Source organism: Streptomyces sp. NPDC044002 (genome assembly GCF_056434525.1).
The window spans coordinates 19,487-44,779 of the sequence record NZ_JBWKEZ010000044.1; the positions used below are offsets into that span (position 1 = coordinate 19,487).

26 protein-coding genes and 2 pseudogenes are annotated in these 25,293 nt (G+C 71.8%); 17 read left to right on the forward strand and 11 right to left on the reverse strand.

What is annotated here, in order from left to right; genetic code table 11:
• Positions 1 to 366: 366 nt before the first annotated feature.
• On the reverse strand, positions 367 to 1,242 hold the full coding sequence (locus tag AC07A6_RS27930) for a sigma-70 family RNA polymerase sigma factor (RefSeq protein ID WP_478778969.1): 876 nt from the start codon (positions 1,240 to 1,242) through the stop codon (positions 367 to 369).
• Entirely contained in the window at positions 1,239 to 1,631 is a 393-nt protein-coding gene (locus tag AC07A6_RS27935) for a VOC family protein (RefSeq protein ID WP_478778970.1), read from the reverse strand. The genes AC07A6_RS27930 and AC07A6_RS27935 overlap by 4 nt, the downstream gene beginning before the upstream one ends.
• 182 nt (positions 1,632 to 1,813) lie before the next feature.
• Between AC07A6_RS27935 and AC07A6_RS27940 the strand changes: the two are divergent.
• Together AC07A6_RS27940 and AC07A6_RS27945 are read left to right on the forward strand one after the other, a co-directional pair.
• A pseudogene (locus AC07A6_RS27940) lies at positions 1,814 to 2,191 on the forward strand (glycosyltransferase); the annotation flags it as partial.
• A gap of 44 nt (positions 2,192 to 2,235) precedes the next feature.
• Positions 2,236 to 2,391 carry a hypothetical protein gene (locus tag AC07A6_RS27945; RefSeq protein WP_478778971.1) on the forward strand — a complete coding sequence of 52 codons (156 nt, stop codon included), beginning with the start codon at positions 2,236 to 2,238 and terminating at the stop codon, positions 2,389 to 2,391.
• Between the two features lie 43 nt (positions 2,392 to 2,434).
• Here the strand turns inward: AC07A6_RS27945 and AC07A6_RS27950 are convergent, their stop codons facing one another.
• Positions 2,435 to 2,698, reverse strand: a complete 264-nt coding sequence (locus AC07A6_RS27950; RefSeq protein WP_478778972.1) for a nuclear transport factor 2 family protein — start codon at positions 2,696 to 2,698, stop codon at positions 2,435 to 2,437.
• A 262-nt stretch (positions 2,699 to 2,960) separates the two neighbouring features.
• A complete protein-coding gene (locus AC07A6_RS27955) occupies positions 2,961 to 3,650 on the reverse strand; it encodes a FadR/GntR family transcriptional regulator (protein ID WP_478779017.1) in 690 nt (229 codons plus the stop codon).
• A 131-nt stretch (positions 3,651 to 3,781) separates the two neighbouring features.
• Between AC07A6_RS27955 and leuA the strand changes: the two genes are divergently transcribed.
• Positions 3,782 to 5,620, forward strand: coding sequence for a 2-isopropylmalate synthase (gene leuA / locus AC07A6_RS27960; RefSeq protein WP_478778973.1), 1,839 nt, complete (start codon positions 3,782 to 3,784; stop codon positions 5,618 to 5,620).
• Positions 5,621 to 5,799: 179 nt separating this feature from the next.
• Here leuA and AC07A6_RS27965 read toward each other — a convergent pair.
• Positions 5,800 to 5,964, reverse strand: a pseudogene (locus AC07A6_RS27965) (TetR family transcriptional regulator); the annotation flags it as partial.
• A gap of 499 nt (positions 5,965 to 6,463) precedes the next feature.
• Between AC07A6_RS27965 and AC07A6_RS27970 the strand changes: the two are divergent.
• From AC07A6_RS27970 to AC07A6_RS27990, 5 genes are all read left to right on the forward strand, one after another.
• Entirely contained in the window at positions 6,464 to 6,808 is a 345-nt protein-coding gene (locus AC07A6_RS27970) for a hypothetical protein (RefSeq protein WP_478778974.1), read from the forward strand.
• Between the two features lie 660 nt (positions 6,809 to 7,468).
• On the forward strand, positions 7,469 to 7,699 hold the full coding sequence (locus AC07A6_RS27975; protein ID WP_478778975.1) for a hypothetical protein: 231 nt from the start codon (positions 7,469 to 7,471) through the stop codon (positions 7,697 to 7,699).
• 297 nt (positions 7,700 to 7,996) lie between these two features.
• Positions 7,997 to 8,314, forward strand: a complete 318-nt coding sequence (locus AC07A6_RS27980) for a hypothetical protein (protein ID WP_478778976.1) — start codon at positions 7,997 to 7,999, stop codon at positions 8,312 to 8,314.
• Positions 8,315 to 8,535: 221 nt separating this feature from the next.
• Positions 8,536 to 9,318 carry an SDR family NAD(P)-dependent oxidoreductase gene (locus AC07A6_RS27985; protein WP_478779018.1) on the forward strand — a complete coding sequence of 261 codons (783 nt, stop codon included), beginning with the start codon at positions 8,536 to 8,538 and terminating at the stop codon, positions 9,316 to 9,318.
• Between the two features lie 18 nt (positions 9,319 to 9,336).
• Positions 9,337 to 9,810, forward strand: a complete 474-nt coding sequence (locus tag AC07A6_RS27990; protein WP_478778977.1) for a MerR family transcriptional regulator — start codon at positions 9,337 to 9,339, stop codon at positions 9,808 to 9,810.
• Positions 9,811 to 9,974: 164 nt separating this feature from the next.
• On the opposite strand, the gene AC07A6_RS27995 is transcribed toward AC07A6_RS27990, so the two are convergent.
• Entirely contained in the window at positions 9,975 to 10,157 is a 183-nt protein-coding gene (locus tag AC07A6_RS27995; RefSeq protein ID WP_478778978.1) for a hypothetical protein, read from the reverse strand.
• Between the two features lie 741 nt (positions 10,158 to 10,898).
• Positions 10,899 to 11,582, reverse strand: a complete 684-nt coding sequence (locus AC07A6_RS28000; protein ID WP_478778979.1) for a serine/threonine-protein kinase — start codon at positions 11,580 to 11,582, stop codon at positions 10,899 to 10,901.
• A 643-nt stretch (positions 11,583 to 12,225) separates the two neighbouring features.
• Here AC07A6_RS28000 and AC07A6_RS28005 point away from each other — a divergent pair.
• From AC07A6_RS28005 to AC07A6_RS28020, 4 genes are all read left to right on the forward strand, one after another.
• A complete protein-coding gene (locus tag AC07A6_RS28005; RefSeq protein ID WP_478778980.1) occupies positions 12,226 to 12,510 on the forward strand; it encodes a polyprenyl synthetase in 285 nt (94 codons plus the stop codon).
• On the forward strand, positions 12,507 to 13,571 hold the full coding sequence (locus AC07A6_RS28010) for a polyprenyl synthetase family protein (protein WP_478778981.1): 1,065 nt from the start codon (positions 12,507 to 12,509) through the stop codon (positions 13,569 to 13,571). The genes AC07A6_RS28005 and AC07A6_RS28010 overlap by 4 nt, the downstream gene beginning before the upstream one ends.
• Before the next feature lie 50 nt (positions 13,572 to 13,621).
• Positions 13,622 to 14,779, forward strand: coding sequence for an oxygenase MpaB family protein (locus AC07A6_RS28015; protein ID WP_478778982.1), 1,158 nt, complete (start codon positions 13,622 to 13,624; stop codon positions 14,777 to 14,779).
• Between the two features lie 203 nt (positions 14,780 to 14,982).
• On the forward strand, positions 14,983 to 16,080 hold the full coding sequence (locus AC07A6_RS28020; RefSeq protein WP_478778983.1) for an FAD-dependent oxidoreductase: 1,098 nt from the start codon (positions 14,983 to 14,985) through the stop codon (positions 16,078 to 16,080).
• Here AC07A6_RS28020 and AC07A6_RS28025 read toward each other — a convergent pair whose 3' ends face one another.
• Positions 16,081 to 17,187, reverse strand: a complete 1,107-nt coding sequence (locus tag AC07A6_RS28025; protein WP_478778984.1) for a polyprenyl synthetase family protein — start codon at positions 17,185 to 17,187, stop codon at positions 16,081 to 16,083. It abuts the gene before it with no gap.
• A gap of 218 nt (positions 17,188 to 17,405) precedes the next feature.
• On the opposite strand from AC07A6_RS28025, the gene AC07A6_RS28030 reads away from it, so the two are divergent.
• Positions 17,406 to 18,053 carry a GNAT family N-acetyltransferase gene (locus AC07A6_RS28030; RefSeq protein WP_478778985.1) on the forward strand — a complete coding sequence of 216 codons (648 nt, stop codon included), beginning with the start codon at positions 17,406 to 17,408 and terminating at the stop codon, positions 18,051 to 18,053.
• A gap of 34 nt (positions 18,054 to 18,087) precedes the next feature.
• Here AC07A6_RS28030 and AC07A6_RS28035 read toward each other — a convergent pair whose 3' ends face one another.
• Together AC07A6_RS28035 and AC07A6_RS28040 are read right to left on the reverse strand one after the other, a co-directional pair.
• Positions 18,088 to 18,996: a RimK family alpha-L-glutamate ligase gene (locus AC07A6_RS28035; RefSeq protein ID WP_478778986.1), complete on the reverse strand. Its 909-nt coding sequence runs from the start codon at positions 18,994 to 18,996 to the stop codon at positions 18,088 to 18,090.
• A 217-nt stretch (positions 18,997 to 19,213) separates the two neighbouring features.
• Positions 19,214 to 19,747 (reverse strand): TetR-like C-terminal domain-containing protein, encoded by a 534-nt coding sequence (locus tag AC07A6_RS28040; RefSeq protein ID WP_478779019.1) that lies wholly within the window; start codon positions 19,745 to 19,747, stop codon positions 19,214 to 19,216.
• A 272-nt stretch (positions 19,748 to 20,019) separates the two neighbouring features.
• Between AC07A6_RS28040 and AC07A6_RS28045 the strand changes: the two genes are divergently transcribed.
• Positions 20,020 to 21,030 carry a zinc-binding dehydrogenase gene (locus AC07A6_RS28045; RefSeq protein ID WP_478778987.1) on the forward strand — a complete coding sequence of 337 codons (1,011 nt, stop codon included), beginning with the start codon at positions 20,020 to 20,022 and terminating at the stop codon, positions 21,028 to 21,030.
• Between the two features lie 49 nt (positions 21,031 to 21,079).
• A complete protein-coding gene (locus AC07A6_RS28050) occupies positions 21,080 to 22,015 on the forward strand; it encodes an alpha/beta hydrolase (protein WP_478778988.1) in 936 nt (311 codons plus the stop codon).
• 70 nt (positions 22,016 to 22,085) lie between these two features.
• On the opposite strand, the gene AC07A6_RS28055 is transcribed toward AC07A6_RS28050, so the two are convergent.
• A complete protein-coding gene (locus AC07A6_RS28055; protein ID WP_478778989.1) occupies positions 22,086 to 22,616 on the reverse strand; it encodes an EF-hand domain-containing protein in 531 nt (176 codons plus the stop codon).
• 731 nt (positions 22,617 to 23,347) lie between these two features.
• Here AC07A6_RS28055 and AC07A6_RS28060 point away from each other — a divergent pair.
• Together AC07A6_RS28060 and AC07A6_RS28065 are read left to right on the forward strand one after the other, a co-directional pair.
• The gene (locus AC07A6_RS28060) at positions 23,348 to 23,695 is read left to right on the forward strand and encodes a hypothetical protein (RefSeq protein ID WP_478778990.1); all 348 of its coding nucleotides are present in this window, start codon (positions 23,348 to 23,350) and stop codon (positions 23,693 to 23,695) included.
• 384 nt (positions 23,696 to 24,079) lie between these two features.
• Entirely contained in the window at positions 24,080 to 25,108 is a 1,029-nt protein-coding gene (locus AC07A6_RS28065) for a hypothetical protein (protein WP_478778991.1), read from the forward strand.
• Positions 25,109 to 25,293 lie beyond the last annotated feature (185 nt).

A 25,293-nucleotide genomic window follows, 5' to 3' on the forward strand; every position in this document is an offset into this window, starting at 1 on the left:
GCATGCCGGGGTTCCGGCGGGCATGCGGTTCCGGTGGCGGGCAACCCAACGGTAGACGTGCTGTGCGGCGGTGCGGAGGCGGGGGGCCGGTGGGCGTTCGGGTCGGAGCCGGGCGGGCCGGAGAGGGGCCGAAGCCGGGCCGCGCCTACGTGGAGTTGGCGGGCCCCCCGGACGGGCAGCTGCTCGACGTCACCGATGGGGACCCGCGAGGTGGCGGGGCGGCGTCCCGTAGCCGCGAACACCAGCTGCAAAGGGGTCTCGTAGCCTCGGGGACGCTGGACGTTGGCGACGAACCGGCTGCGGGGCTGAGGAATTCAGCTGGTCGGCCCGGCGTGACGTGCGCGGGCCGACCCTGGCGGAATCGGTTCAGGCCGGGGCGGGCAGCTGGATCGAGGCGAGTTTGGCCGGGTCGATGACGATGTGGATGCCGGTGATCCGGCCTCCTGTGACGGTGAAGGCGATGACGGAGAGAGGGGTTCCGTCGGGACGCCAGGACATGTGGCCGGGAATCCCGTTGACCAGCACGGGCCGGTGGCGGGCGACCTCGGCGGAGAACCTGCGGGCGCCTGCGGCGACCTCGGTGGCGCCGAGGGTGACGACCACGCCGTCGGGCGTGTCGACGGTCAGTTTCACGTTCGGGTCGAGGACACGCAGGAGCGCTTCGAAGTCGCCGCCGAGGGCGGCGGCGCGGAACGCCCGGACGACCTTCCGGTGCTCGCGGCCGGGGCCCGCCGGCCGGCCCTTGGTTTGGACCTTGCGGCGGGCGCGGCTGGCGATCATCTTGGTAGCGTCGGCGGATTTGCCCAGGATCTGGCCGATTTCGCGGAACGGAACCGCGAACATGTCGTGCAGGACGAACGCCAGGCGCTCGCTCGGGGTGAGTGAGTCGAGCACGACGAGCAGGGCGAGGCCGACTGACTCGGCCAGCGCCACCTGCTCGTCGGGCGCGGGGTCGTCGGCGGGCGTCACCACGAGGTCCGTGGACTCTTGCCCGAAGACGGTTTCGGGGTGGGCCCGGCGGGATCTCAGGAGGTCCAGGCTGATGCGGCCGACCACGGTGGTCAGCCAGCCCGCGAGGTTGCCGATGGTCGCCTCGTCCTGGCGGACGAGGCGCATCCAGGCTTCCTGGACCACGTCCTCGGCGTCGGCGTGCGAGCCCAGCACGCGGTACGCGACAGCGCGCAGCCGATCGCGCTGGGCTTCGAACGCCTCGGTCAGGAGGCCGGACGGGTGAGCGGTCACGGCTTTCGCTGCTGACGGAGCGAGACCCGGTTGCCGTCCGGGTCCACCGCCTCGATGCGGACCCCGAACGGATAGTCCTCGGGCTCGGACTGTTCGAAGACGACGCCGCGCTGGCGCAGGATCTCGAAATCCTTCCGCAAATCGTCGGACTCGAGGATCAGCGGACCGGGCGCGGCATGCCGGCCCTCGTCACCCGGCTGTCCCGCCGCCGCCGCGTGCGACCACAGGACGATCTGCACCGGGCTGTCGGGAACGCCGACGGTGAGGAAACGTCCGTCGGGCCCCGGGACGTCGAGCCGCTTCACCAGGCCGAGTCCCTCGGTGTAGAAGGCCAGCGCGCGGTCCTGATCGGTGACGTAGACCGTCACGTACATGATGTTGGTCAGCATCCTGCTCTCGATTCACTCGCTGATACGACGACCGTTCGTATGCGGTCATCACACCCATGACGAGTGCCGACGGGAGAAGGTAACAGGGCCCGCTCGCCGGAGTGGTGACCGCCCGTGCGGTGTGGCTCGGAGAGGAGGCCGGGACCGAACCGGGCCTGTTCGTTCGGCGCGGCCCGAAGCAGGCGTGGATCCTGCCCGACGAGCGGCCCCTGCGAACGACCGGGAGACGCCCCTGGACGCCGGCACGCCGTCGGTGCACGTCGGCTCCGGCAGCACTCCCATGAGCACGTCCACCGGCATCGCCAGGATCACCGTCGAGGCTGCCCGCGTGCAGGGCCGCCGCGTGCTCGTTTCCCGCGCCCGGGCCGGCCTGGCCCTGGTCACGATGCGGACCACTGCTTCACCGTCGGAGACGTCAACCACCAGGCGCTGTTCCGCCGGCCGCGGCCGTCGTGCACCACGGCGGCGCGGGCACCACGACGACCGCCGCCCGGGCCGGCGCACCTCACGTGGTGGTACCCCAGTTCGTGAACCAGCCGCACTGGGCCGCCCGTGTTGCCCCGGCGTTAGGCCTGCCGCCCTGCGCCAGCCGATGGGCCTGGCCATGCTGGTGTTGAACTACCGGTTCACCAGCGCCATGGGAATCCGCGGGTGGTCGTACTGGCTCGACACGTTCAACATCGCTCATGGCCCCGTCGACCGGGATGTCTTTCTGTCGGATCCGACCGTGATCGTCGATGAACGCGGGCCAGTTCGGTAGAACGGGCGCACTGCACTCAGGCGGGTGCTCGTTCCGCGGCCTCTCACCCGGTCACGGTATCGCCGTGGCGGTGAGCCACCCGCCACACGCCGTCCTCGCGGCGATAGACCTGGGTGGACCGCAACGTGTACAAGCGCGGCTGCCCCTCGAAGGAGGTGGCAGTGTGCTCCAGGCCCGCCGTGTAGGCCATGTCCCCGACCACGTCGTCCGCCAGCAGCTCGAACGTGTACGACGTGCGTCGGAAAAGCTCTGTTCGAGACCCGTGAAGAGCACCTCGACCTCCGCCCGGCCGTGGGCGCTGCGCCACGCTCCCAGTACGCTGACCGGCTCATTGCGGGACCACAGGGCCCGGCGGGGCCCCGCATCGCCGTTGTGCAGCGCGAGCTCCGCCTCGTACAAGGCAGTCTTGACCCACGTCAGGAAATCCTCGCGCTCGCCCATATCGACCACCGCACCGGAGGGGGCGAGCTGCCCGTCCCCGGTGCGACACGATATCCGGAGGGCACGGGGACCCGAAGCCGGACCGAGCCTGCTGACGTCGTAGGTCAAGGGTGGAACTTGAGACGGTGTCAGATGGCCCGGAGCCGGGTGAGGGTCTGGTGGAGCTCGTCGCGGAGGATGTCGCCGGCGGCCCCGGAGTCCGAGGCGGCGATGGCGTCCACGAGGGCGGAGTGGCCGGCGTCGCCGTGATTAGGGTCACCGGTGCGCAGGCCCAGCAGGTCGACGAGGTCGATCAGCCCTTGGCGCAACGCCGGCACGAATTCGGTGAACAGGCTCGTCAGGACGGGGTTGCCGGCCGCCGCCACGACGGCCGCGTGCAGCGCGATGTCCGCGTCGACGAAGTCCGCCGTGCTCCCGGCCGCGGCCTGGCGGCGGCGTTCCAGGGCCGCACGGATGAGGACGAGGTCGTCGTCCGTGCGGCGCCGCGCCGCCAGGTCCGCCGCCTCCACCTCGATCAGCATCCGGACCTCGTAGATGTCGGCGATGGCCGCCTGCCGCAGCCGTGTGGGCCAGTCCTCGGCCGGCTCGGCGGCGATCACGAACACGCCCGCCCCCTGCCGGGCCTGCACCAGGCCGGCCCCGGCCAGTGCACGCAGGGCCTCGCGCACCGTGGAGCGGCCGACGCCGAGCGCTTTGGCCAATGCCGTCTCGGCCGGCAGTTTCGTGCCGACCGGCCAGTGCCCGCCCGTGATCTGGTCGCGCAGGTGCTGCGTGGCTTGTTCCACGAGCGGGCTGGGCCGGAGGGAGCTGAGGGGCATGGCGGTCACCAATCAGGTTGTCTGAGGAGCTGAGGTGTGATTAGTGTAGCGATCATGACGCTGCGCGGTCTTCTCCTCGGCTGCCGCTGCGGGGCCCGAATCTGACCGGCTCCCCGCAGCGGGGTTCGGACATGCCGGTCAACCACAGGTCGACCGAAGGAAGTTCACCAGCCGTGAGATCTCCGCGACGCACCCTGTTTCCCACCCTGCGCACCCCGTCCGGCGCCGTCCCCAACACCGCCGCGCCCTGGAACCCCCAGCGCCCGAGCGCGATGCCGCACACCCGCTACCGACCCGCGCACGAGCGTGTGCCGCTGCCCCTGCAGGACCGGAGCTGGCCGTCCCGGCAGCTCACCGGGGCTCCTCTGTGGGTGCCCGTCGACCTGCGGGACGGCAACCAGGCCCTGGCCGAACCGATGGACATCACCCGCAAGCGCCGGATGTTCGACCTGCTGTGCGCCATGGGGTTCAAGGAGATCGAGGTCGGCTACCCCTCGGCCAGCCAGACCGACTTCGACTTCGTACGCCACCTCGCGCACAGCGACGCGGTCCCGGACGACGTGACGATCTCGGTCTTCACCGCGGCCCGGCACGACCTCGTCGACCGGACCCTCGCCTCCGTCGAGGGCCTGCCCCGTACGCTCGTCCACCTCTACACCGCCACCGCGCCCACCTGGCGCGACGTCGTCCTGAGCCGCGGCCGGGACGAGGTGCACGCGATGATCCGCGAGGCCGCGACGTACCTGCTGCGGCGCGCCGAGGAACGGCCCGGCGCCGACATCCGCTTCGAGTTCTCACCCGAGGTCTTCAACCTCACCGAGCCGGACTTCGTCCTGGAGATCTGCAACGGCCTGACCGAACTGTGGGAGGCGAGTCCCGACCGCCCGGTGGTGCACAACCTTCCGGCGACGGTGGAGATCGCCACCCCCAACGTGTATGCCGACCAGATCGAGTACATGGACCGGCACCTGGCCCGCCGCGACGCGGTCATCCTCTCCGTACACCCGCACAACGACCGCGGCACCGGCGTCGCCTGCGCCGAACTGGCCGTCCTGGCCGGCGCGCAGCGGGTGGAGGGCTGTCTGTTCGGCAACGGCGAACGTACCGGCAACGTCGATCTGGTCACCCTGGCCCTGAACCTCTACGCGCAGGGAGTGAACCCGATGGTCGACTTCTCCGACATCGACGCCGTACGCGACGTGGTGCAGGAGTGCACCCGGCTGCCCGTCCACCCCCGCCACCCCTACGGCGGCGAGCTCGTCCACACCGCTTTCTCCGGCACCCACCAGGACGCCATCGCCAAGGGCATGGCCCACCACACCGAACGCGCCCGCGAGCTGGGCATACCGGTCGAGCGCGCGCCGTGGGACGTGCCGTACCTGCCCATCGACCCGAACGACATCGGCCGGACCTACGAGGAGGTCATCCGCATCAACTCACAGTCCGGCAAGGGCGGCATCGCCCACCTGCTGCACGTGCACCACGGTCTGGACCTGCCCAGAGCGATGCGCCCGGACTTCTCCGCCGCGGTGCAGCAGACCACCGATGCCAGCGGACGCGAGCTCTCCCACGAAGACCTGTGGGAACTCTTCCACCTCACCTACATAGCGCCCGCCCAGGACGGACCGCTCGCCCTCTCCGGCTGGCGGACCGGGCAGCTGGCGCCGGGCGTGCACGAGTTCGTCTGCACCCTGGTCACCGACGCGGGCGAGCACGAGCTGACGGGCACCGGAAACGGGCCGCTGTCGGCCTTCGCACACGCCTTGGCCACTGCGGGAATCAGCGTCGACATCCTCGACTACGCCGAGCACTCCACTACCACCGGCCCCGGCAGTCCCGCCGTCGCCTATGCCCAGTGCCGGGTGGACGGTGCCGTCTGCTGGGGTGCCGGCTGGGACACCTCGATCCTCTCCGCCTCGGTGGACGCCGTCCTCTCCGCCGTCAACCGCGCCAGACGGGCCGACGCGTAACCGCGCCAGACCTCCGGGATCCGGCCGGTGCGGCGGGCCTGATCCAGGGGGATGCACTCGGTCATCACCTCTGCCCTGACCCGTGCGATGGGCAGCCGGTGCTCGACGCCGTCCCTGATGCGTGCGCCGACGCGGGCACGGATGCGGGCGGAGATCTCGCCGAAGACGTGGAGCAGCATCTCGTCCTTGGTGCGGAAGCAGTGCTGCACCAGGCCCACGGACATACCCGCGGTGGCGGCGGTACGCGCGACGGTGACGGCGTCGAGCCCGCTCTCGGAAATCAACTGGCTGACGGCGTCGACGATCTGACGGCGGCGCTGTTCGTGGTCGGCGGTCCTCGGCACTTGATACCGTGCCAGGCCTTCGGCCAGGAGCCGATCCAGGCGGTGGTGGGTCCAGAGCCGAGGCGGGGCCGTGGTCGGGACAGATCCCCCGGATCGCGCACGGCCGCGCCGTCACCAGTGCGCCCACGGCGACACCCGCCGTGCCGCCCGCGCCGGAGAGGGCGACGCGGCAGAAGCGCAGGCCGATCACGGCGCGGCGTTCCAGGACGGAGATCCGTCCGGGAGGTGCCGGGACTCACCGTGTACAACCTCGGCACACAGCCGCACTGGCGTGGTGGGGCCGAGCCGACCGCGATTGACTCCTCGGTCCGCAAGATGCTCGATCACGCCGGCCGGCACGGCATCCGCACCATCGGGATGCCGAAGGTCGCCGTGGTGGGGCGTGGGGAGTACGCCGGATCCCTTTCCGGACAACCTTCCCCGTGGTGTGCGCCCCTTCGGCCGGCACGTGTCAGTCTGTGGCGACCGCAGTCGACCACCCGCAAACGAGGGGGAGTTCATGCGCAAGCTCATCGCGGCCGTCGCCGCCGCAGCTGCCGTCGGACTGGGCGTCATGGCGCCCTCCGCCGCACATGCCACGGAAACCTGCACGACGGTGAACTGGGGCAAGAACGTGGGCTTCGGCAAGGCCACCGGCTGGGCCTGTGGGAACCACGCCCACGGCTGGGTCACGGACCTGAAGGCCGACGGGTACTGCCCGTACGTGATGATCCACTGGACGAGCGGCGGCATCAGCAGCGGTCCGTGGGTCGGCCCCAAGGGCACCACCAAGGAGTTCGACTCCTACGACCCGAACGGGTGGGGCGAATTCCAGTACATGGATGTCGTGGGGGTGTCCTGTTAGGACCTGGTGCGAAGGTGCTGGTCGACGTCGTTCGTCGAAGACGGCGACCAGCACTTCCGCGCGGTTCCGTCACTCGACGATCTGGGTGCGGGCCGGTCCCGAGCCGTAGCTGTCGAGGAATTGGTGTGCCGGGAGGCCGAGCACCATCAGCCCCCGCCCCACAACGCTCGTGATGCTCGCTGGAACTGGCTCCGACCGCGATTGCGCGATGGTCGAAAGTGCGGGCGAAATGGGGTGTGCCAGAGCGAGGACCATGACCGGTTCCGAGTTTGATGACGAGCTGCCCCCATTCCTTCAGGGGGCCACTTCGGCGTCATGGTCCGTGAGAGCAGCGTCAGGCCGGAGTCTGGCAGCCGTTGCGGAGGTTCCCGAAGTAGCTGAGGTCCTCCGCCGGCTGTGGCTGGAGTCGCGACACCTTCGTGACTCAAGAGACCGCGGAGTCCCTGCTCGAACGCTGGGACGTTCTTGGTCTGCGCATGGTGCCGGCCGCTCTCGCCAGCGCGGATGACGACACTGGCGACCACCTTGATGCTGCGATCCTCACTGTCTGCTGTCAGCCGCAGGAGGACGGGGAACGGCTCGCGGCACTGTGCTCGGCGTTGACATCGGATGCGGATGGCGACGTGAGCAGTGATGCCCGCAGGATTCTCGAACCACGTCATGTGGGATGTGAAGGTCACTGAGGGCGGTCTGGATGAGGCTGGGGCGTTCGTGTCGATGCTCCATGGCCACAGTTCCTGGCTGGTTCCCGTCCAGGACATCGATCTGTACGAGACGCTGGAGCGGGAGGAATACCCGCGGGTGGTCAAGCAGGTGCTGCGCCACGCGCGGGCCGGGGAGATGCGGGTTTGCCGGGACCTGCTGACCGGATCACGGGTGGCTCTGTGCTGACCGGTGAGGCCCCGGAGGGCGCGGTGGTGGCGATCCCGATGGCCAGGATGGTGGCCTTTGCTGTCTTCATCGGCGGCGAGGTGACCTTGCTGGTCTGCCTATCGCAGCGGGCGGAATGGAGCGACCCGTGGGACGGCTCAACCGGTCGGGCCGGAGCCGCGTCCTCCTTCGCGGAGCGACGACGGCTTGGAGGGCATCATCGACACGTCCACGGACGAGCGCAGGGGACGGAACCGGCGGCCAGCTGGGGTTGTCCTGGTCCTGTTGGGCGTGGTGGCGGGTGTTCTGCTCACAGCCGTGTTCCTGACTGTGGTGTGGTGGCCGCGGACCGAGGTGACGTACCGCAGCACCGCGCCCTCCTCGATGGTCTACGCCGACGAGGCACAGCACTGCCTGGAACTGGTCCGCCGACACACCCCGTCCGGGCGGGACAGCTACCGGATCGTGGTCGGCCGGTATACCGGTGCCGCCTACGGACACTGGCTGGATGTCGACGCCACCGTGGCGGAGAAGGGCATCGAGTCCACGACATGGACGCAGGACGGAGTCCGCGTCCGGTTCACCACGGGCCACGAGACGTTCGTCCCCGCCCGCTTCTTCATGTTCGGCAGGTGAGCCGACGCGTTCGCGTACCGTCCGCGCGGTGCGCCCGACCAGGGGCGTCTTCGCGGGGGTCCGGGCACGCACAGGGCTGCTGGGTCCCGGCCTCCACGACCGGGCTGTAGTCGGAACCGAAGCTGCTGCGCGCAGGATCTTCCAGTTCTTCATCACGATCCACGGTCGGTCCACGCCGACGACAGGCCTCGGGGGCGGTTCCAGCGCGAGCAGCGGCTGGGCTGGGGCGCAGCCAGCGGACGGCACGACGGGCCGGCCGGTTCGACGGGCTCAAGGCGCGGTACGGGGCTCAGCTCCTCGCCGTCGAGCACGATGTGCGCGACACGGCGGGAGCGGCCGCGGTCGTGCAGCGGGGGCTGGAGGTGTTCGGGCGCGTTGACGTGCTCGTCAACAATGCCGGCGCCGGACAGGTCGGCGCCGCCGAAGAGATCACGGATGCCGCGCTGCGCGCCATGCTCGAGCAGCACCTGTTCGGCCCGGCCGCCTACGTGCGTGCCGTCCTGCCCCATCTGCGGGAGCGTCGCACGGGTGCGATCGTGCAGATGAGCAGCCAGGGCGGGCGGATGTCGTTCCCCGCCGTCGGCAGCTACTCAGCCGGCAAGTTCGCGCTCGAAGGCTGGTCGGAGGCGCTCGCGGGCGAGATCGCCCCGTTCGGCATCCGCGTCCTGATCGTCGAGCCCAGTCGCTTCCGTACCGCGTTCAACGCCGCCGACGTCCTCAACACGGCCCAGCCGAGCCCGATCTACGACGAGCCCACCGGTGCCGTACGCGCGAACACGGCCGAGGCCAACGGCATCCAGGAAGGCGACCCGGCACGCGCAGCCCAGGTGATCCGAGACATGCTCGGCACCCCCGACGCGCCGCTCCGGCTCCCGCTCGGTGCCGAGGCGGTTCGCAATCTCAGCCGCGTCTACCGCGATGCGCTCGACGACGTCGAGAAGTGGGCGTCTGTGAGCGAGTCGGCGGACTTCCCAGGCATGCCGCCCGCGGTGCGCGCCTTCTGACCGCCGTACGTTGTGGCCATGGCCACTGAAGCCCTGATCGAACAGATCCTCGCTGCCGGCGAAGCGTCATCCTCGTCGGCGATCGATGCGCTGCACGCGCTGCTTGACGACGCCACGACCGAGGCCTCGGCGACGCCCAGGAGCGTCGCCGAGGCCGCCCGGCTCGTCGGCCTCTCGACACACACCCTGCGGTACTACGAGCAGGAGGGGCTCGTGCGGCCCGCCCGCAACGCCTCCGGGTACCGCGAGTACTCCGCGTTCGACCTGCGCCGCCTCGTCTTCCTCACGCGGATGCGCCTGTCCGGTATGACCATGTCCGACCTCAAGCGCTGCATCCTGCTCGTCGAGCAGGGCCCGAGCACCATCCCGGAACGCCGCCGCATCATGGTCGACCAGCGAGAGCGCATCACGCGGCAGATCCGTGAGCTCGGCCTGGCGCTGGAGACCACCGAGTACAAGATCCGCGTCTACGACGGGCATCCGGAAGGCTGATGCACCTTCACCGCGCGGATCTGCGACGCGGTGGGCCGGCAGATCCGACTTGTCGGCGATCTACTTCCCGAAGTTCCCGGTACCGGCCCTGGCCGAGGACGCGGAGGGCCCCTGCCGGGGTGGTCTGCGCCCGGCCATGCCGGCGCGCCCGCCGTGCTGCTCCTCTAGGAGCCGGCGGTCAATACCTCGTACACGTACTTCGCCATGTCCAGGCCGCGTGGTCGCGCTACGGCGGGCGCGGGCGAGCCCGTGGTGGTCACCATCTCGTAGGACACCTGCACGAGTAGGTTGTCGATGCGGAACATCACGTGGGCGTACCCGTAGTCGGTGCCCGTCGGGTTGGACACGCAGAGGTCGTCCGCGAAGTCGTGCAGCCGAACGGCGTTCTTGTAGAAGGTGCCCGTGCGCTCCTTTTCGAAGGCCGCAGATCCGAAGGCGCCGGACGAGAACCGGAGAGTCTTGACGCTGACGTCGGCGGCCCAGGGGTGGTTGGACCAGGACCCTTCCGTGCTCCACCGGCAGTCGCGTGACCCCGCTATACCGGCGAAGAGGCTGGCGCCGGGCGCCGAGTCGGTCGTCTTCCCTGCCGGTGTCCATACTGGGAATGACCGCGCCGGCTCGGCTGCCCACCTTGGCGCAAATCTCGGGGATCTTGTCGTACCGCACGGTGACCGTCTGCGTCGGGCTGGGGCTCGGGCTCGGGCTGGGGCTCGGCGTGGAGCTCGCGCTGGGAGTCGGGGAGGGTGCGGCAGGGGAATTCGCCCGGCTCGGCTGCTGTCTGGCGCTTCCGCGGCCGTGCCAGAGCGCGAACGGGACAGCGGCGACCGCTGTGAGCAGGAAGAGCGCCGCGGAGGCCACGACCCTCCTGTGCTTCCAAGCCGATCCGCGCGGCGGGCCGGCCGCCTCAGGGGGCAGGTCCCTTGTCCGCGGGCCGTCCTCGGGCGGAGCGATCTCGGTCGTGGCAGCGGCGGCGCGCAGCCCCGTACCGGCGCCGGCAGCGTCCAGGCGCAGGTCGGGATCGCGCGTCAGCAGGCCCGCGATTGTCGGTGCCAGCACTCCGGCGCGCGTCATCGGCTCCGGGTCACGGGTCATGACCGCCGCGAGCGCGGTTGCCACATTATCGGCGGCGAACGCCGGCCGTCCCTCGACGGCGAAGTAGAGCGTGGCGCCCAGGGACCACAGATCCGCCGCCGACCCGGCTCGGATCCGGCCAGCCGCTCCGGGGCGACATAACCGACGGTGCCCCGCAGAGCCTTCGTCTGGGGCGCGGTGGCGTGGGTGACCGACGCGATTCCGAAGTCGGTGAGCACCGGTCGGCCCTTGTCGTCGAGCAGCACGTTCTGCGGCTTGATGGCGAGATGCAGAACACCCTGGTCGTGCGCTGCCGACAGCGCGTCGAGTGACCGCTCGCCGAATTCGGCGGTCCGCTGCGGACTCAGCGGGCCGTTGGCGGCGACCTCCTGGTCGAGCGTGCGCCCGGCGACGAAGCGCATGACGATCCACGGCTGGCCGTCCTCCTCCAGGACGTCGTGCACCGCGACGATGCCCGGGTGTTCGAGGCGGGCGATCGCCCTGGCCTCGCGCAGCGCACGCCTCCGCAGCCCGGCCCGCTCCTCGGCGTTGAGGTCACCCGGCAGGTGGAGCGCCTTGACCGCGACCGTGCGGTGCAGCTTGCGGTCGTGCCCTCGCCAGACGGAGCCCATCCCGCCCGTGCCGATCGGCTCGGTCTCCAGCACGTATCGACCGTCGGCGAGGTTCCGTCGTCCGCTCACGGCCGGATCTTATAACGACCCATGAAATCAAGTGAGTTGTGGGGAGCAAAGTGACTGTGGACCGCATGGACCGTGTCGTGGCAGGTGGCAATGGGGCCCTCCACCACAGGGCCCGAACATCGGCCCGCAGGCTCCTGCGCGCCCGTTCGAAGGGAGACGAGGCCCGACCCCCGTCCGCCCGAGGCGGCCCATTCCCGCGGACCCAGCGCGGCGGCGTGCATCGGATGGAGGGACGGCAGTGCCGAAGGCCTATCCGGTGGGCAGTGGCCGACGCCATCGCCCGGCAGGGCCAGATCCCCGAGACCAACGGTCGGAGCGGCCCTAGGGCCTGTCGTCAAACTCCCGCCTGCCCCGCGACGCCTGGCACGCGCTCTCGCCGCACCGGGCGAAAGCCCAAGTACGTCCAGTACGCGGGCTTCCGCCCGGCACGCCGAGAGCACGCACCAGACGCCGCGAGGCCGCCCTTCGGGCGAGGACGGGAGTTTGACGACAGGCCCTAGCACGCCGGTGCCGCCCGGCGCTGCGGCTTCGCCTTGTCCTCACCTGGAACGGTCAAGGTCACTTCCGTGGCCCCGGCCGGGCTGACACGCTGGCTCCGTTCATGGGCGCATCCTGCCCTGTCGAGGTGGACGGAGACAGCGGCGTGGTGACAGCCGACGGCAGCGGAAGGCCGGCCGATCGCGGGGCGGAGGCGGTCCAACTCCTCGCCGGAGTGGTGGACCTGGGGCTGGAGCAGGCCGAGGGGCTGTTACGGCGGCTGCGCGGCACCCTGGGCCGGTCCGACCTGCACGAGATGGTGGCCGACGGCCAGGAAGACCTCAGGGCCCGGGGCGAGCTGCTGCTCGGCCGCCTGGCCACCGGCTCCGAGCCCCACATGGAGTCGGTGGCCCGCCGCTCGGCGGCCTACCAGAGGGCCGCGGGCGGGTGAGGGAGGCCGGCAGCGGAGCGGCCTGGGACGGCGGCCTCAAGGTCCGCGTCGACGGCGCGCTCCACGGCTTCGTCGCCGGGGAGACCGCCCTGCTGACCGCCATCGACCCCGAACTCGAGCCGGTCGCCGAGCAGCTGACCGCCGCGGTGGCAGACGGAAAGCGGCTCCGGGCGGCCTTCGCCTACTGGGGCTGGCGAGCGGCCGGTCAGCCCGACAGCGAGGCCATGGTAAGGGCCGCCTGCGCGATGGAACTGGTGCACGCGGCGGCCGTTGTCCACGACGACCTGATCGACGAGAGCCCCGTCCGCCGGGGCCTGCCCACCGCCCACCTCGCACTTCGCGGCGCCGTGCCCGAGGGCCCCGGCCGGGAGGCCGCGGGCCGGGCTCTCGCCATGCTCGTCGGCGACCTGCTGACGGCCTGGTCCGGCCAGCTATTGGCCTCCTGCGGCCTGCCCGCCGGCTACCTGGCCCGGGCCCGCCCGCTCTGGGCCACCCTGGCCCGGGAGCTGATCGCAGGCGAATGCCTGGAGGTGCTCCGGACCCGGGCCGCTCCCTCGGAGGCCGGCTCGCTGGAGATCGTCCGCTACAAGACCGCCAAGTACACCGTCGAGCACCCGCTGCACCTCGGCGCCCTGCTGGCCGGTGCGCCCCCGGAGCTGCTCGACGCGCTCACGGCGTACGGACTGCCCCTCGGCGAGGCCTTCCAGCTCCGTGACGACCTGCTCGGCGTGTTCGGCGACCCGGCCCGCACGGGCAAGTCCAACCTGGACGACCTGGTCGGCGCCAAGCCCACCGCCCTGCTCGCACTCGCCCTGGCCCGATCCGGCCCTGCCGACCGGGCGAGACTGCACGAACTGCTGCGCCACCCCGGCCCCGGCGCCGACCGACTGGACGAGCTGCGCGCCCTGCTCACCCGCTCCGGCGCCCGGTCCCGGGTCGAGGAGCTGATCGAGGAACGCGCCGGCGCCGCCCGCAGCGCCCTGGCCCGGGCCGCTCTCCCCGCGCAGGCTGCCGCCGCTCTGGGCGACCTGGTCACCGCCGTCACCGCACGGACTTCCTGACTCCCCAGCCCCCCAACCCCCCCCAGCCCCCTCCGTCGATTGAGGACCCGATGACGTACACCCCCGAGCGGATGGATGCCCTGCGGCTGCTCGGCGACCCGATGGCCGACTCCGTGGTCGCCACGCTCTTCGAGCGCGGCGAGGTCGGCAAGTTCAACACCCTGATGCGGTGGTTCGCCCAGAGCGGCCGGCCACTGCCGGACGACGTCCCGGCCGAGGCCCGCGCGTACCTGGAGGCGACGGCGACGCCGCCCTCCTGGGTGGACTGGGACCAGATGGAGAAGGCCCGGCTCTTCTTCATCGACAACAACGTGCACATCTCCACCGCACTGTCCTTCGCCTCCATGCCCGCCTGCTACGTCGTCCCGCACATCGCCAAGCTGCTCAGCGCGACGCACTCACTGGCCTACCCGTCGAAGCGGATGGCCGAGACCGGACAGTTCACCCTCTACCTGATGCGGCCGGACGCCTTCGAGGCCGGCGGCCGCTTCCTTCCCGCAGCCCAGAAGGTCAGGCTGCTGCACGCCTCCATCCGCCACCACCTGCGGCGGGAGGGGCGCTGGGACGAGGCGGCGCTCGGCGTGCCGATCTGCCAGGAGGACATGATCGGGGGACAGATGATGTTCTCCGTGCAGGTGCTCGACGCCCTGCACCGGATGGGCATCCACATGTCCAACGAGGGCGCCGAAGCCTACTTCTACGCCTGGCGGGTGGTCGGGGCCATCCTCGGGATCGAACTGCCGGAGATGCCGGCCGACCTGGACGAGGCCCGGGAGTTCTCCGACCGCTACATGGCCCGGCACATGGGGCCCTCCGCGGAGGGCGTGCTCCTGACCAAGCAGCTCATCGACCTGTACGAGGAGGTCGTCCCCGGAACCCTCTTCGACCCGGTCGTGGCCGCCCTGATCCGCTTCCTGATCGGCGACACCAGCGCCGACTGGCTCCAGGTCCCCCGATCCGCGTGGGACCGCGCCGTCACCCTGACCCCCACGCTCCTCGGCCTCCTGGAACGCATCGAGGACGCCTCACCCCTGGGTGCCTGGGCCCTGGACCGCCTGGGCGAACTCACGACCCGCTTCGAGCTCAGCTCCCTCACCCGGGGCCGGGTCATGCAGTACGCCATCCCCGAGGAACTCAAGCCCGACTACGGCATCACCTCCGCCAAACCACGCACCGACCCGTGGTCACCGCCTCCGCTCGCCCTCTGAACCACTCGCGGCACGCGATGATTTCGCCCCGCGCCGTCGGTCGAAGGAGCGACACCGACGAATCGGGGAAGGCTCCGCCATGACCGACAGGCTCACCGCTCCCCGCCGGGTCGTTCCCCCTGCGCCCGGAAGGCGGTCCGCCCTGCGGCGGGTGCCCGCCCTGTTGCCTGGGGCTCGTCGCGGCCAAAGCCGAGGTGGCCAGCGTGGCGTTCATCGGCCGCACCCAGGTCGAGTTCTGGTCCGGACTGCTCGGCGGCGCCGGCCACGCGGAGGCGGACCGGGTCCTGGACGCGCCCACCACGGAGGCGTGGATCGGCCCCTGGGCCGACCACCTCGTCGGGCTCGGGGTCCGGTTCCTGGTGGGCCACCGGGTCACCCGGCTGCTGACGGCACACGGCGCGGTACGGGCCGCCGCCGTGCGCACCCCGTCCGGGGCCCTGCGCGAGATCGAGGCCGACTGGTTCGTCTGCGCCGTCCCGGCCGAAGCAGCGGTCCGGACCCTCGGGCCGGAGGTGTGCGAACTGGACGAGTCGCTGGCCGGCATGGACCGGCTCGAGACGGACTGGATGACCGGTGTGCAGTTCTTCCTCCGCGAGCCCACGCCGCTCGTCCGGGGCCACGTCATCCACGTGGACTCGCCGTGGGCCCTCACCTCCATCGCCCAGGCCCAGTTCTGGTCCGGCGTCGACTTCCCGGAGCGGTACGGCGACGGGACGGTGCGCGACTGCCTCTCGGTGGACGTCTCCGCGTGGGACGTGCCCGGCCCGCTGACCGGGAAGCCGGCCCGCGCGTGCACCCGCGAGGAGGCGGTCAGGGAGGTGTGGCACCAGCTGACGGACTCGCTGCGACGGGAGGGCCGGGAACTGCTGTCCCCGGACCTGGTGCACTCCTGCTTCACGGACCCGGCCATCACCTGGCCGACGGAACCGGGAGGCCTCGCCCACAACCGGGAGCCGCTGCTGATCGGCACGGCCGGCTCACGCAGGTGGCGCCCCCGCCCTGCGGGCAGGGTCCCCAACCTCTTCCAGGCCGGCGACCACGTCGATGTCGACCTCAACCTCGCGACCATGGAGGCCGCCGACCAAAGTGCCAAGGCGGCCGTCAACGTCAACGCCCTCCTCGCGACGGCCGGCGTACGGGCACCCGAGTGCGTCGTGCACGGCCGCTCCCACCCCGCGGAACTCGCCCGGCTGCACGGCCTGGACGACGAGCTGCACGCGGCGGGCCTGCCCAACGCCTTCGACCGCCCGGCCCCCTGGGCACGGGAAGGGGGCCCACGGCAGGCCCACGCGCACGGGTGATCAGTACGAGCGGCCGATGACGAAGGCGGCGAGTGCCCGCAGGTCCGCTCCCGCCTCCTCGGACGGCGGGCAGACCCGCGCGAGAGCGGCGAGCGCCTTCCGCTCGTGCGCTCGGGCGGCCGCGCCCGAGACGGCCCGGGCGCTGCTCCGGTCGAGGAGCTGCCGCACCTCGCCGGTCTGCGCCGCGGTCCACGGTCCGGACAGCGCGTACAGCTCGCGCAGCCGGCGGGGCACGGCCGTGCCGCTGCGGGCCGGGTCCGGAGCCAGGGCGACGGCCACCGGGTGGGACTTCTTGCGGGCCGTCAGGTCGGCGCCGGCCGGTTTGCCGGTGACGGCAGGGTCCCCCCAGATGCCGAGGACGTCGTCGACGATCTGGAAGGCCATGCCGAGGTGTTCCCCGAAGGCGGCCAGATCACCGGCCGTTTCGGGGGTGGCCCCCAAGGCGCAGGCACACGCGAACAGCGAACCGGTCTTGTCCGCGTGCACACGCAGGGTGGCGGCGGCATCGGGGCACGGCTCGTCCTCCAGGGCAAGGTCGAGGGCCTGCCCCTGGCCCAGGCGTACGAGCGCGTCACCGAGCAGGCCGGCGGCCCGCACGGCCGCACGCAGCCTCGGCGGACGGCTGGGGCAGGCAGCCCGTCCGGGCACTTCGGGCACGCCTGCGAACACCAGGTCGAGGGCGTGCGGGGTGAGGATGCGGACGGCCGCCTCCACGGCGTCGGGCCCGAAGACGCGCCATGCCGCCGGCCGGCCCCGGCGCACCTCGTCCTTGTCCATCACGTCGTCGTGGAGGAGGGAGAGCGCGTGGAGCAGCTCCACTGCCGCCGCCCCCTCGGCCAACAACGCTTCCTCGTCGGTGTCGTGACGGCCGGCGGCACGAGCGGCGGCGAAGACGAGCGCCGCCCGCACCGCCTTCCCCCCTCCCCGTCCGCCCTCGGGCACGGCCCGCCCCTCGGAGTCCGACCAGCCCCACTGGTAGGCGAGGACGTGCGCCGAGTGCGCCTCCACCCGCTCCAGCAGGGAGGCGATCACCGCGTCCGTACGCCGCCGGGCCTCGGTGAGGAGACCGCGGACGCCGGGGGAGAGCCGGTCAGGGGCGACGAACACGAAACCGCCGGGTGCGGTGCGGCCGACGATCGCGGATCGTCCAGCCGGTCGGCAGCGGGTCCACGGTCAGCCGATGGCACGCCGGAGTGCCGACCCTACGCTCCGGACGGACCGGCACAGCACCGGGCCGGACACGAAGGCCTGCGCGATCCTCCCGGCCCCCCGGTCCATGCGCGGGAGTCCGCCCCGGGACCGGGCGGCAATGTGATCATGGGATCATGCCCGCCGCTCTTCTGTTGGCCGGTCGCCTGGTGCGGCTGGAGCCGATGTCCCCCGCCCATGTCCCGGGGCTGCTCGCAGCCGCCACCGAGGACCGCACCACGTACGGCCACACCTACGTTCCGGCGGACGCCGCCGCCGTCCACCGCTACGTCGAACGTGCCCGCCTCGACCAGGAGTCCGGTCTGGCCGTCACCTACACCCTCGTACGCGCACGGGACGGCCGGATAGCCGGCACGAGCCGGCTGCGGGACCTGGAGTACTGGCACGCCGGGGTGTGGCCCCCACGCCCCGGACACGTCAATCCCGACGGGATACCCGACGCGGGCCAGATCGGGTCCACGTGGCTCGCGCCGTGGGCGCAGCGCACGGGCATCAACGTCGAGGCGAAGGCGTTGCTGCTGTCCCTGGCCTTCGACGACTGGGACGTGCACCGGATCTCCCTGCACGCGGACGTCCGCAACGCCCGCTCGCGCGCGGCGATCGAGCGGCTCGGAGCGTCCTTCGAGGGGGTGCGGCGAGCCCACTTCCTGTCCGCGGACGGCTCGGTGCGGGACTCCGCGTTGTACTCCGTCATCCGCTCCGACTGGCCCGGCGTGAAGGAGCTCCTCGCCGCCCGCCTGGCCCGGTACGCTCCCGTGTCCTGAGGGCCCCGTCGGGGCGCCCCGGAACGAGGGTGGTTCAGGCGGCCAGGTGAGCGCGGCAGGCGTCGACGATGGCCGGGGCGACGCCCGGAAGGACATCGGTCCAGTTCGGGCAGGGGTTGACCTCGCACACCACGAAACCGTCCGGGCCGAACAGCAGGTCCACCCCGGCCACGTGCCCACCGAGCGCCTTCACGGTGCGGACGGCCAGGTCCTCCCCGTCCGGGAACCGTCCCGGGCACGGGTCGGCGGATCCGCCCAGGGCCAGGTTCGACTTGAACCCGCCCGTCGGATTGGTGCGGACCTCGGCCCCCGCCACCTCCCCGTCGACCACCACCACCCGCAGGTCGCGGCCCCTGGAGGACGGCAGGTACTCCTGGAACAGGTAGGGGACGTCCTGCCGGAGGCTGCCCGACAGGTCCGCCATGAGCTCCATGTCCGGGGCGAGGAAGACCCGGCTGCCCCGGTTCCCGCGCACCGCCTTGACCACCGTCGGCCGGTCGGGCCGCCCCCGGACGACCTCGGGGAGCGGTGCGTCGGCGTGGGTGTGCGTGTCGGGGACCGGTATCCCGGCCACTGCCAGCGACTGCAACTGCTGGTACTTGTTGGTACAGACCGCGTAGAAGCCGGCGTCGTTGAGGACCCGAACCCCCATGGCGGCCAGGTGCCGCAGGAGGGTGATCTCCCGGTCGGAGGAGATGCGGTCGGTGGCCAGCCGGGTGAAGGCGACCCGGGGCGGGGGTATCTCCCGTCCCGCCAGGTCGCGCAGGACGAGCCGCCCACCTTCCACGCCGAACAGGAGCTGCTCGGTGAGGACGGTACTGCCCAGTCCGAACACCTCGGTGAAACACCGTGACAACAGCGTGCCGATCCGGCCCCGGATCGCAGGCCCCAAGAGGACCCACACGGGGGCGGCCCCCGTCTCCCGCGCAGCGTTCGCAGACAACTCGGCCCCGTACGACATGCCCCTCCCACCCTCCATCCACCAGCCGCCGCGCCCCCCGGCAACGACATGAGTCTCCATGATCCGCCAGGCCGCTTCCGGACGGGCGGCCCGCGCCGGTACTACGGGACGGGTGACGTCGGCGCCTTCTACGCTCAGCCCCTGAAGCCGCCTGATCGGAGTCGGCCCGCCCGACCACGCCACCGGCCACGTGCGCTGTTCAGGGCCGGGAGCCGTCCAGGACGAGGTCGACGAGGCGCCGGGCCACGGCTGCGTCGAGCGGTTCGCCGGTCAGGAGGACCCGGGCGAGGAGCGGGCCCGTGACGGCTTCCACGAGGAGGTGTGGATCGGTGCCGGCGGCCAGCTCGCCGCGCTCGATGCCGCGCCGGACGAGGGTTTCGGCCCGTTCGAGGCGGGCCCGCCAGTACGCGCGCCGTCCCTCCTCCAGGGCCCCCTCCTCGCGGACCGTTCCCAGCAGGAGCAGCGCGGTGCCGACGGGTGTGGCGAAGAACCGGGTCAGGGCCGTGAACAGCTCGTAGAGGTCCTCGCGGACGGTGCCGGTGTCGGGGTCGGGCAGAGCCTGCTCGGTGTGCGTGGCGAGGGCGTCGAAGAGCAGGTTCTCGCGGGTCTTCCAGCGCCGGTACACCGAGGTCTCGTGGACGCCGGCCGCGCGCGCCACGGAGGCCACGGTGGTGGCGGCCAGCCCCTGGGAGACGAGCAGGTCCACGGTGGCGCCCATGACCGCCTGGCGCATCCGCTCCCCGCGCCGTCTCAGCGGCGGCGCCTGGGGTGCGCCCGTCTCCTCGCCCTGTTCGCTCGTCACCCGGCCAGCCTATCGCAAGGTCTCTTGCGATAGAGGACGGCTCGGCGTACGTTGGAAAGCAAGTCGACTTGCGTTAGCTCGTGGGGCACCCGCTCGCCCCCGGTCGGGCGCCCCCTGCCCCTGTCGGCCACGGCCCTGTCGGCCACCGCCCCGTCGGCGCGCCCCGGGCTCGCCGTGCCACAGCCGGAGAAGGATCACCAGCAATGGAACTCATGCGTGCCGCACGCCTCCACATCCCCTCCCGAACCCTGACCGTCGAAGAGGTCCCCGTCCCCACCCCCGGCCCCGGCCAGGTACTCGTCAAGGTCGAGGCGGCGGGCGTGTGCCTGTCCGACGTCCACCTCATCGACGGCACCCTCACCCCCGCCCACCTGCAGGGCGACACCGTCACCCTCGGACACGAGGTCGCCGGCACCATCGCCGAGTGCGGACCGGAGGTGACCGGCTGGACCCCGGGCCGCCGGGTCGTCCTCCAGGCCGGCGAGGTGCGCGGCGGCCGGGTCCTGACCCGGGGCGTCGACTACGACGGAGGCTGGGCCGGATACGCACTCGCCTCCACCGCAACCCTGGTCGCCCTGCCCGACTCGATCCCCTTCGAGCAGGGCGCGATCATCCCCGACGCCGTTTCCACCCCCTGGGGGGCCATCACGGCGACCGCGGACGTACGCCCGGCCCAGGCGGCCGGCGTCTGGGGCATCGGAGGCCTCGGCGCACACGCCGTGCAGCTGCTGCGCGCCATCGGCGCCCACCCGATCGTCGCCGTGGACCCCGCCCCGGCCGCCCGCGACCGCGCACTCGGCTTCGGCGCGGACCTGGCCCTGGACCCGGCCGACCCGAGCCTGCGCGAGAAGGCCCTGGCCGCCACGGACGGCCGCGGCCTGGCGGCCGCGTTCGACTTCGCCGGCGTCCCGGCCGTACGCGAACAGGCCCTGACCGTTCTCGCCCCCAAGGGGCGTCTGGTCCTCGTCGGCATGACCGACCAGCCGCTCACCGTCACCGACGGCACCCTCTTCAGCTACCTCCAGCACCAGATCCTCGGCCACTACGGCTCCGCGGAGGATGCCGTGCCGCAGCTGACAGGCCTGGCCCAGGGCGGCCGACTGGACCTCTCCCGCTCCATCACCGACGTACTCCTCCTCTCCGACGCCGCCAAGGCCGTCGAACGCCTGCGCACCAAAGAGGACGCCCCCGTCCGCCTCGTACTGCGCCCCTGACCCACCCCTCCCCACCGACAGCCGACCGCACGACACGAAAGGCACCCCCATGCCCGTGGACCCCTCCCTCGCGCCCCTCCTCGACCAGCTCAACGCCCACCCCGCCGCGCGCGTCCTCGACACCGATCCCGCCGTGCTGCGCGCCAGGAACCGGGAACTGAGCGTCGGCCTCCCCGGAGCCGAACCGATCAAGGTCGGATCGGTGGCGGACGCCACGGTTCCCGGCCCCGCCGGAGACATCCCCGTACGCGTCTACCGGCCGGCGGCGGCCGGTCCGGTCCCCACCGTGGTGTTCTTCCACGGCGGCGGCTGGGTCACCGGCGATCTCGACACGCACGACGACGTCACCCGCAGGCTGTGCCGCGACGTCGAGGCCGTCGTCGTCGCCGTCGACTACCGCCTGGCCCCTGAGCACCCCTTCCCCGCCGCCTACGACGACTGCCTCGCCGCGGCCCGCCACATCGCCGACCACATCGAGGACTACGGAGCCCGCCCCGACCGCCTCGCCCTGGCCGGCGACAGCGCCGGCGGCAACCTGGCCGCCGCCGTCGCCCTCGCCTTCCGCGACGAACACCGGCCCCTGGCCGCCCAGTTCCTCGCCTACCCCGCCACCGACTTCGACGGCGACCACCCCTCCCGCACCCAGAACGCCACCGGATACGGCCTGAGCCACCAAGACGTCCTCGACCTGCAGCACCTCTACGCCGGTGACGACCTGCACGTACGGTCCTCCGCCCAGGTCTCCCCGCTGCGCGCGGCCGACCACTCCGGACTCGCCCCCGCGGTCATCGCCACCGCCCAGTACGACCCCCTGCGCGACGAGGGCGACGCCTACGCCGCCGCCCTCACCCGGGCGGGCGTGGACGTCTTCACCCGCACCTACGACGGACTGGTCCACGGCTTCCTCAACCTCGCCCCCGTCTCCCCGGCAGCCGACGCGGCCGTCGCGGAGCTGCACGCCCGGCTCCGCAGCCGACTCGCCTGACCACGACCGGTGCGCAGGGCGGGTTTCAGGGTGCACGTGGCCCGAGCCCGGTCCAGGGCAGGTGCTCCCTTCAGGGGACGGGAAGTTCGGCCGGGTCGGGGTGGGCGGTGGGGTAGGCGCTGGCCATGGGGGAGGCGCCGGTGGTGAGGTAGTCGTGGATCGCCGCCAGGTAGGTGGTCCGGCCGACCGTGCCGGTGTGGTTCGTGTCGAGGGCGGTGAACGCGGCGCGGGCGCCTTCGGGGCTGTTGCCGGTGGCCGTGCGCAGCCGGGTGAACTGGTCGAGGGTGAGGTGCCCGTCGCCGTCCAGGTCGGCGAGGTCGAAGAGGGAGCCGAGGGCGGGCCGGCAGGACTCCTCGAAGGCGTCGTGTCCGGCCCAGGTGCTGTACTCCTCGAAGGTGACGGCCCCGTCGCCGTTGGCGTCCATCTGCCGGAACACCTCTTCGTGAGCCGCGCGGGCGACGGTGACGAGCGGGTGGTGCGGTGCGCGGCCGCAGGCGGCGGCCGCGCGGTCGACCCGCGTGAGGTACTCGTCGTGAGTGATCACTCCGTCGGCATCGGTGTCCAGCATCGTGAAGATGCGCCGCTTCGCCGTGTCCGACATTCCGCCACCATCCGTTCCTTGACCACACGTTGTCTCCCTGACGAACGCCTCCCGGCGGTTTTGGACACTGGAGAGAACCGGTCCGCACGCAGCTGAGACCCCCGGTCAAGGGACGAGGCGTCCATTGGGACGGTTGGTCGCGTGCGTCGGCCGGCAGACCCGGTATGCGGTGGCCGGGAGGCGGAGACTGAGCGGGGCCTGCCGCTGTCCTGAGAAGCCGGGCGGCCGAGGAGGGATGAGGCGGCGGAGGTGCCGAAGGCTCCCCGGAACGGTGAGGGCGGCGTGGACGGCGGCGATTCCGTCGAAATGGCGGGCTACCGCCAGGAGCTGAAGCCAGGTGTTCGCGATCTCGTTCTCCTTCATCTCGGTGGCGGTCGGCATCTTCGGGACGTACGACGACGTGCTGAGGACGGCCGGGCCGGTCGGCATCTGGCTGTGGCCGGCGGCAGGCGCCGGACAGGTCCTGGTAGCGCTCGTGGTCGCGCAGTCCGCAGCCCGGATCCCGCTCAGCGGCTCCTCGTACCAGTGGGCCTCGCGGCTGGCGAACCCGAAGGTCGGCTGGTGGTGTCGATCGCGCTCACCGTCGCGATCAAGGACGTTCCGCGGATCTCCGCCAGAGGCTCGCCGGTCGCGGCCATCATGAGGGATCAGCTCGGTCCGGTCATGGAGCGCGTACCGCTGGTCGCCATCACGTTCGCGTTCTTCGGCGCCGGAGTCGTGACTCGGGCAGCGTGTGCGCCTGGTCTTCGCGATGGCGCGCGACGGGCGCCGCGCTGCTGGAGCTGATCACTGCGCCGACGATCCTCCCGGCACTCATCTACGGCGCGACGATCGTCCTCTACCTGGCGGTGCGCGGCCGGCTGGGCCGTAAGAAGGGCGCGTTCGACCTGGGACGCTTCGAGCTGCCGGTCGCGATCTGCGCCCTGGTGTGGACGCTCATCGCGCTGTTCGTTCTGGTCTCACCGAGGGCGGCCCTGGTATCCGTCGTGATCGTGGCCGGTCTCCTCCCGGCGGGCGGGCTGTTCTTCCTCATCATGCTGACGGTCGACCGCCGGGCGGGCCCAGTCCCGGAACCCTGACGAATGGGGCTGGTCCGCGCGGGCGCCGACCGGGAACCCGACCTGTACTGGGTGCGACCGTTGCCCGGCGCGAGCACGACTCCGGCGGTGGAGCGGCTGAACATGCCCGGGGCGAGCCGGTCCCGGCCGATGAGTTCCCGGGTGTAGGCGGAACGGGTTACCTGCGCCGGGATCTGTCGTTAGGCAAAGCAGCCGAGGAGCCGCTACCGGGTGAACCGCTGGGTGGTGCACGGCGGTTCACGGCGGTGGCGCGCTCGGCGGGCTCCAGCTCGGTGGTGAGGAGGACGTCGGCGATCTTGCCGGGCACGACTAGCTGTGTGAGTACGGGGCGCGGCCGTGCAGGCAGGCGTCCGTGACCGGGAAAGACGTCTGGAAGGACGCGGCGTGGACTCGACGGGCGGCCACAGGATCAGGCACCCCAGGCCGCCTGGCCTGGACACCCTCCACTACACCGCGCGCAGCGGCCTCGACGCCGTCCCCGATCCCCGGCACCGCGCCATGGTCGCCCGTGTCCTGGACTCCGGCCTCGTCGACGAGATGATCGCTTTCGCCGAGCCCTTCGATCCGCCCGTCAACCTGGTTCAGGCCCGCGCCGACGCCCAGGTGCTCACCGCCGAGTTCGCGGCGTTCGGCGTCACCGTCGACCCCGCCACCACCCGCCACATCACGCTGATGCGCGCCCTCCAGGTGCCCGTCGCCGACGACGCGCTCGCCCTCGCCCTCGATCGTGTCTGGGTCTTCAGTACCCACACCGATGACGTGTGCTGCCACGACCCGGCGGAAGCCGAAGTGATTCTGCGGGCCGGCATGCTGCCCGGGCAGGGCACGTCCTCGCCGAACGCCCGCTACATCCGCCACATGTTCAACGAGATCGCGCAGTACTGCGATGCGACGTTCCTGGCCGCCTGGAAGTGTTTCTTCTACAACGCGGTCACCGGCGTCCTCATGGAGGCGGAGTTCACGCCGGAGGCGTCCGACGGGGTCGACAGTGACTTCGTCCGCGTCTTCAACGGCTTCTCCCAGTTCTGGTTCACCTCACTTCAGTTCACCGACCCCTGCCTGGGTGCCCACCGCGAGCGGGCCTTCTGGTCGGCAGCGCTGAGCTCGTGCGTCGCGTTCCTCAACGACATCAACGACGTCCTGTCCTTCTACAAGGAGGCGGTGCACGGCGAGGACTTCCTCGTCAGCCGGATCTACCGCCGCTCGGTGAGCGAGGACGTCCCGTACCTCGACGCCTACCGCCAAAGCCTCGACAGCGGCCTGGCCGCCTACCGCCGAGTCCTGGACCTGGCCACGGCCGAGCAACGCCCCCACCTCGACCGTTACATGACCGCCTTCCTCTACTGGCACTTCCACTGCCGTCGCTATCGCTGGCAGGACATCTACCCCGGGCTGGCCCAGATCGACGTCTGATCCGGGGCCGGGGCGGCCGCCCGCGCGCCCAGCCGCACAACCGCCTCCCGGACAGCCCCTGCCGGGCCGGTCAGGGAGCCCGGGTTGCCGTCCGGCCCCCGGGCGCCGACCGGGGCCGTCTGGCTGGTGGTCAGGATGGGCGGCGGCGCCGGTGGCGGGCATGCGGCTCGCAGCCGAGGGCGTCG

Excerpts from the sequence above, each read along its gene's own strand:
- AC07A6_RS27935 (WP_478778970.1), bottom strand. The coding sequence starts at position 1,631 with ATGCTGACCAACATCATGTACGTGACGGTCTACGTCACCGATCAGGAC.
- AC07A6_RS27945 (WP_478778971.1), top strand. The coding sequence starts at position 2,236 with ATGCTGGTGTTGAACTACCGGTTCACCAGCGCCATGGGAATCCGCGGG.
- AC07A6_RS27955 (WP_478779017.1), bottom strand. The coding sequence starts at position 3,650 with ATGCCCCTCAGCTCCCTCCGGCCCAGCCCGCTCGTGGAACAAGCCACG.
- leuA (WP_478778973.1), top strand. The coding sequence starts at position 3,782 with ATGCCGGTCAACCACAGGTCGACCGAAGGAAGTTCACCAGCCGTGAGA.
- AC07A6_RS27970 (WP_478778974.1), top strand. The coding sequence starts at position 6,464 with ATGCGCAAGCTCATCGCGGCCGTCGCCGCCGCAGCTGCCGTCGGACTG.
- AC07A6_RS27975 (WP_478778975.1), top strand. The coding sequence starts at position 7,469 with ATGTGGGATGTGAAGGTCACTGAGGGCGGTCTGGATGAGGCTGGGGCG.
- AC07A6_RS27990 (WP_478778977.1), top strand. The coding sequence starts at position 9,337 with ATGGCCACTGAAGCCCTGATCGAACAGATCCTCGCTGCCGGCGAAGCG.
- AC07A6_RS28015 (WP_478778982.1), top strand. The coding sequence starts at position 13,622 with ATGACGTACACCCCCGAGCGGATGGATGCCCTGCGGCTGCTCGGCGAC.
- AC07A6_RS28030 (WP_478778985.1), top strand. The coding sequence starts at position 17,406 with ATGCCCGCCGCTCTTCTGTTGGCCGGTCGCCTGGTGCGGCTGGAGCCG.
- AC07A6_RS28040 (WP_478779019.1), bottom strand. The coding sequence starts at position 19,747 with ATGCGCCAGGCGGTCATGGGCGCCACCGTGGACCTGCTCGTCTCCCAG.
- AC07A6_RS28045 (WP_478778987.1), top strand. The coding sequence starts at position 20,020 with ATGGAACTCATGCGTGCCGCACGCCTCCACATCCCCTCCCGAACCCTG.
- AC07A6_RS28050 (WP_478778988.1), top strand. The coding sequence starts at position 21,080 with ATGCCCGTGGACCCCTCCCTCGCGCCCCTCCTCGACCAGCTCAACGCC.
- AC07A6_RS28055 (WP_478778989.1), bottom strand. The coding sequence starts at position 22,616 with ATGTCGGACACGGCGAAGCGGCGCATCTTCACGATGCTGGACACCGAT.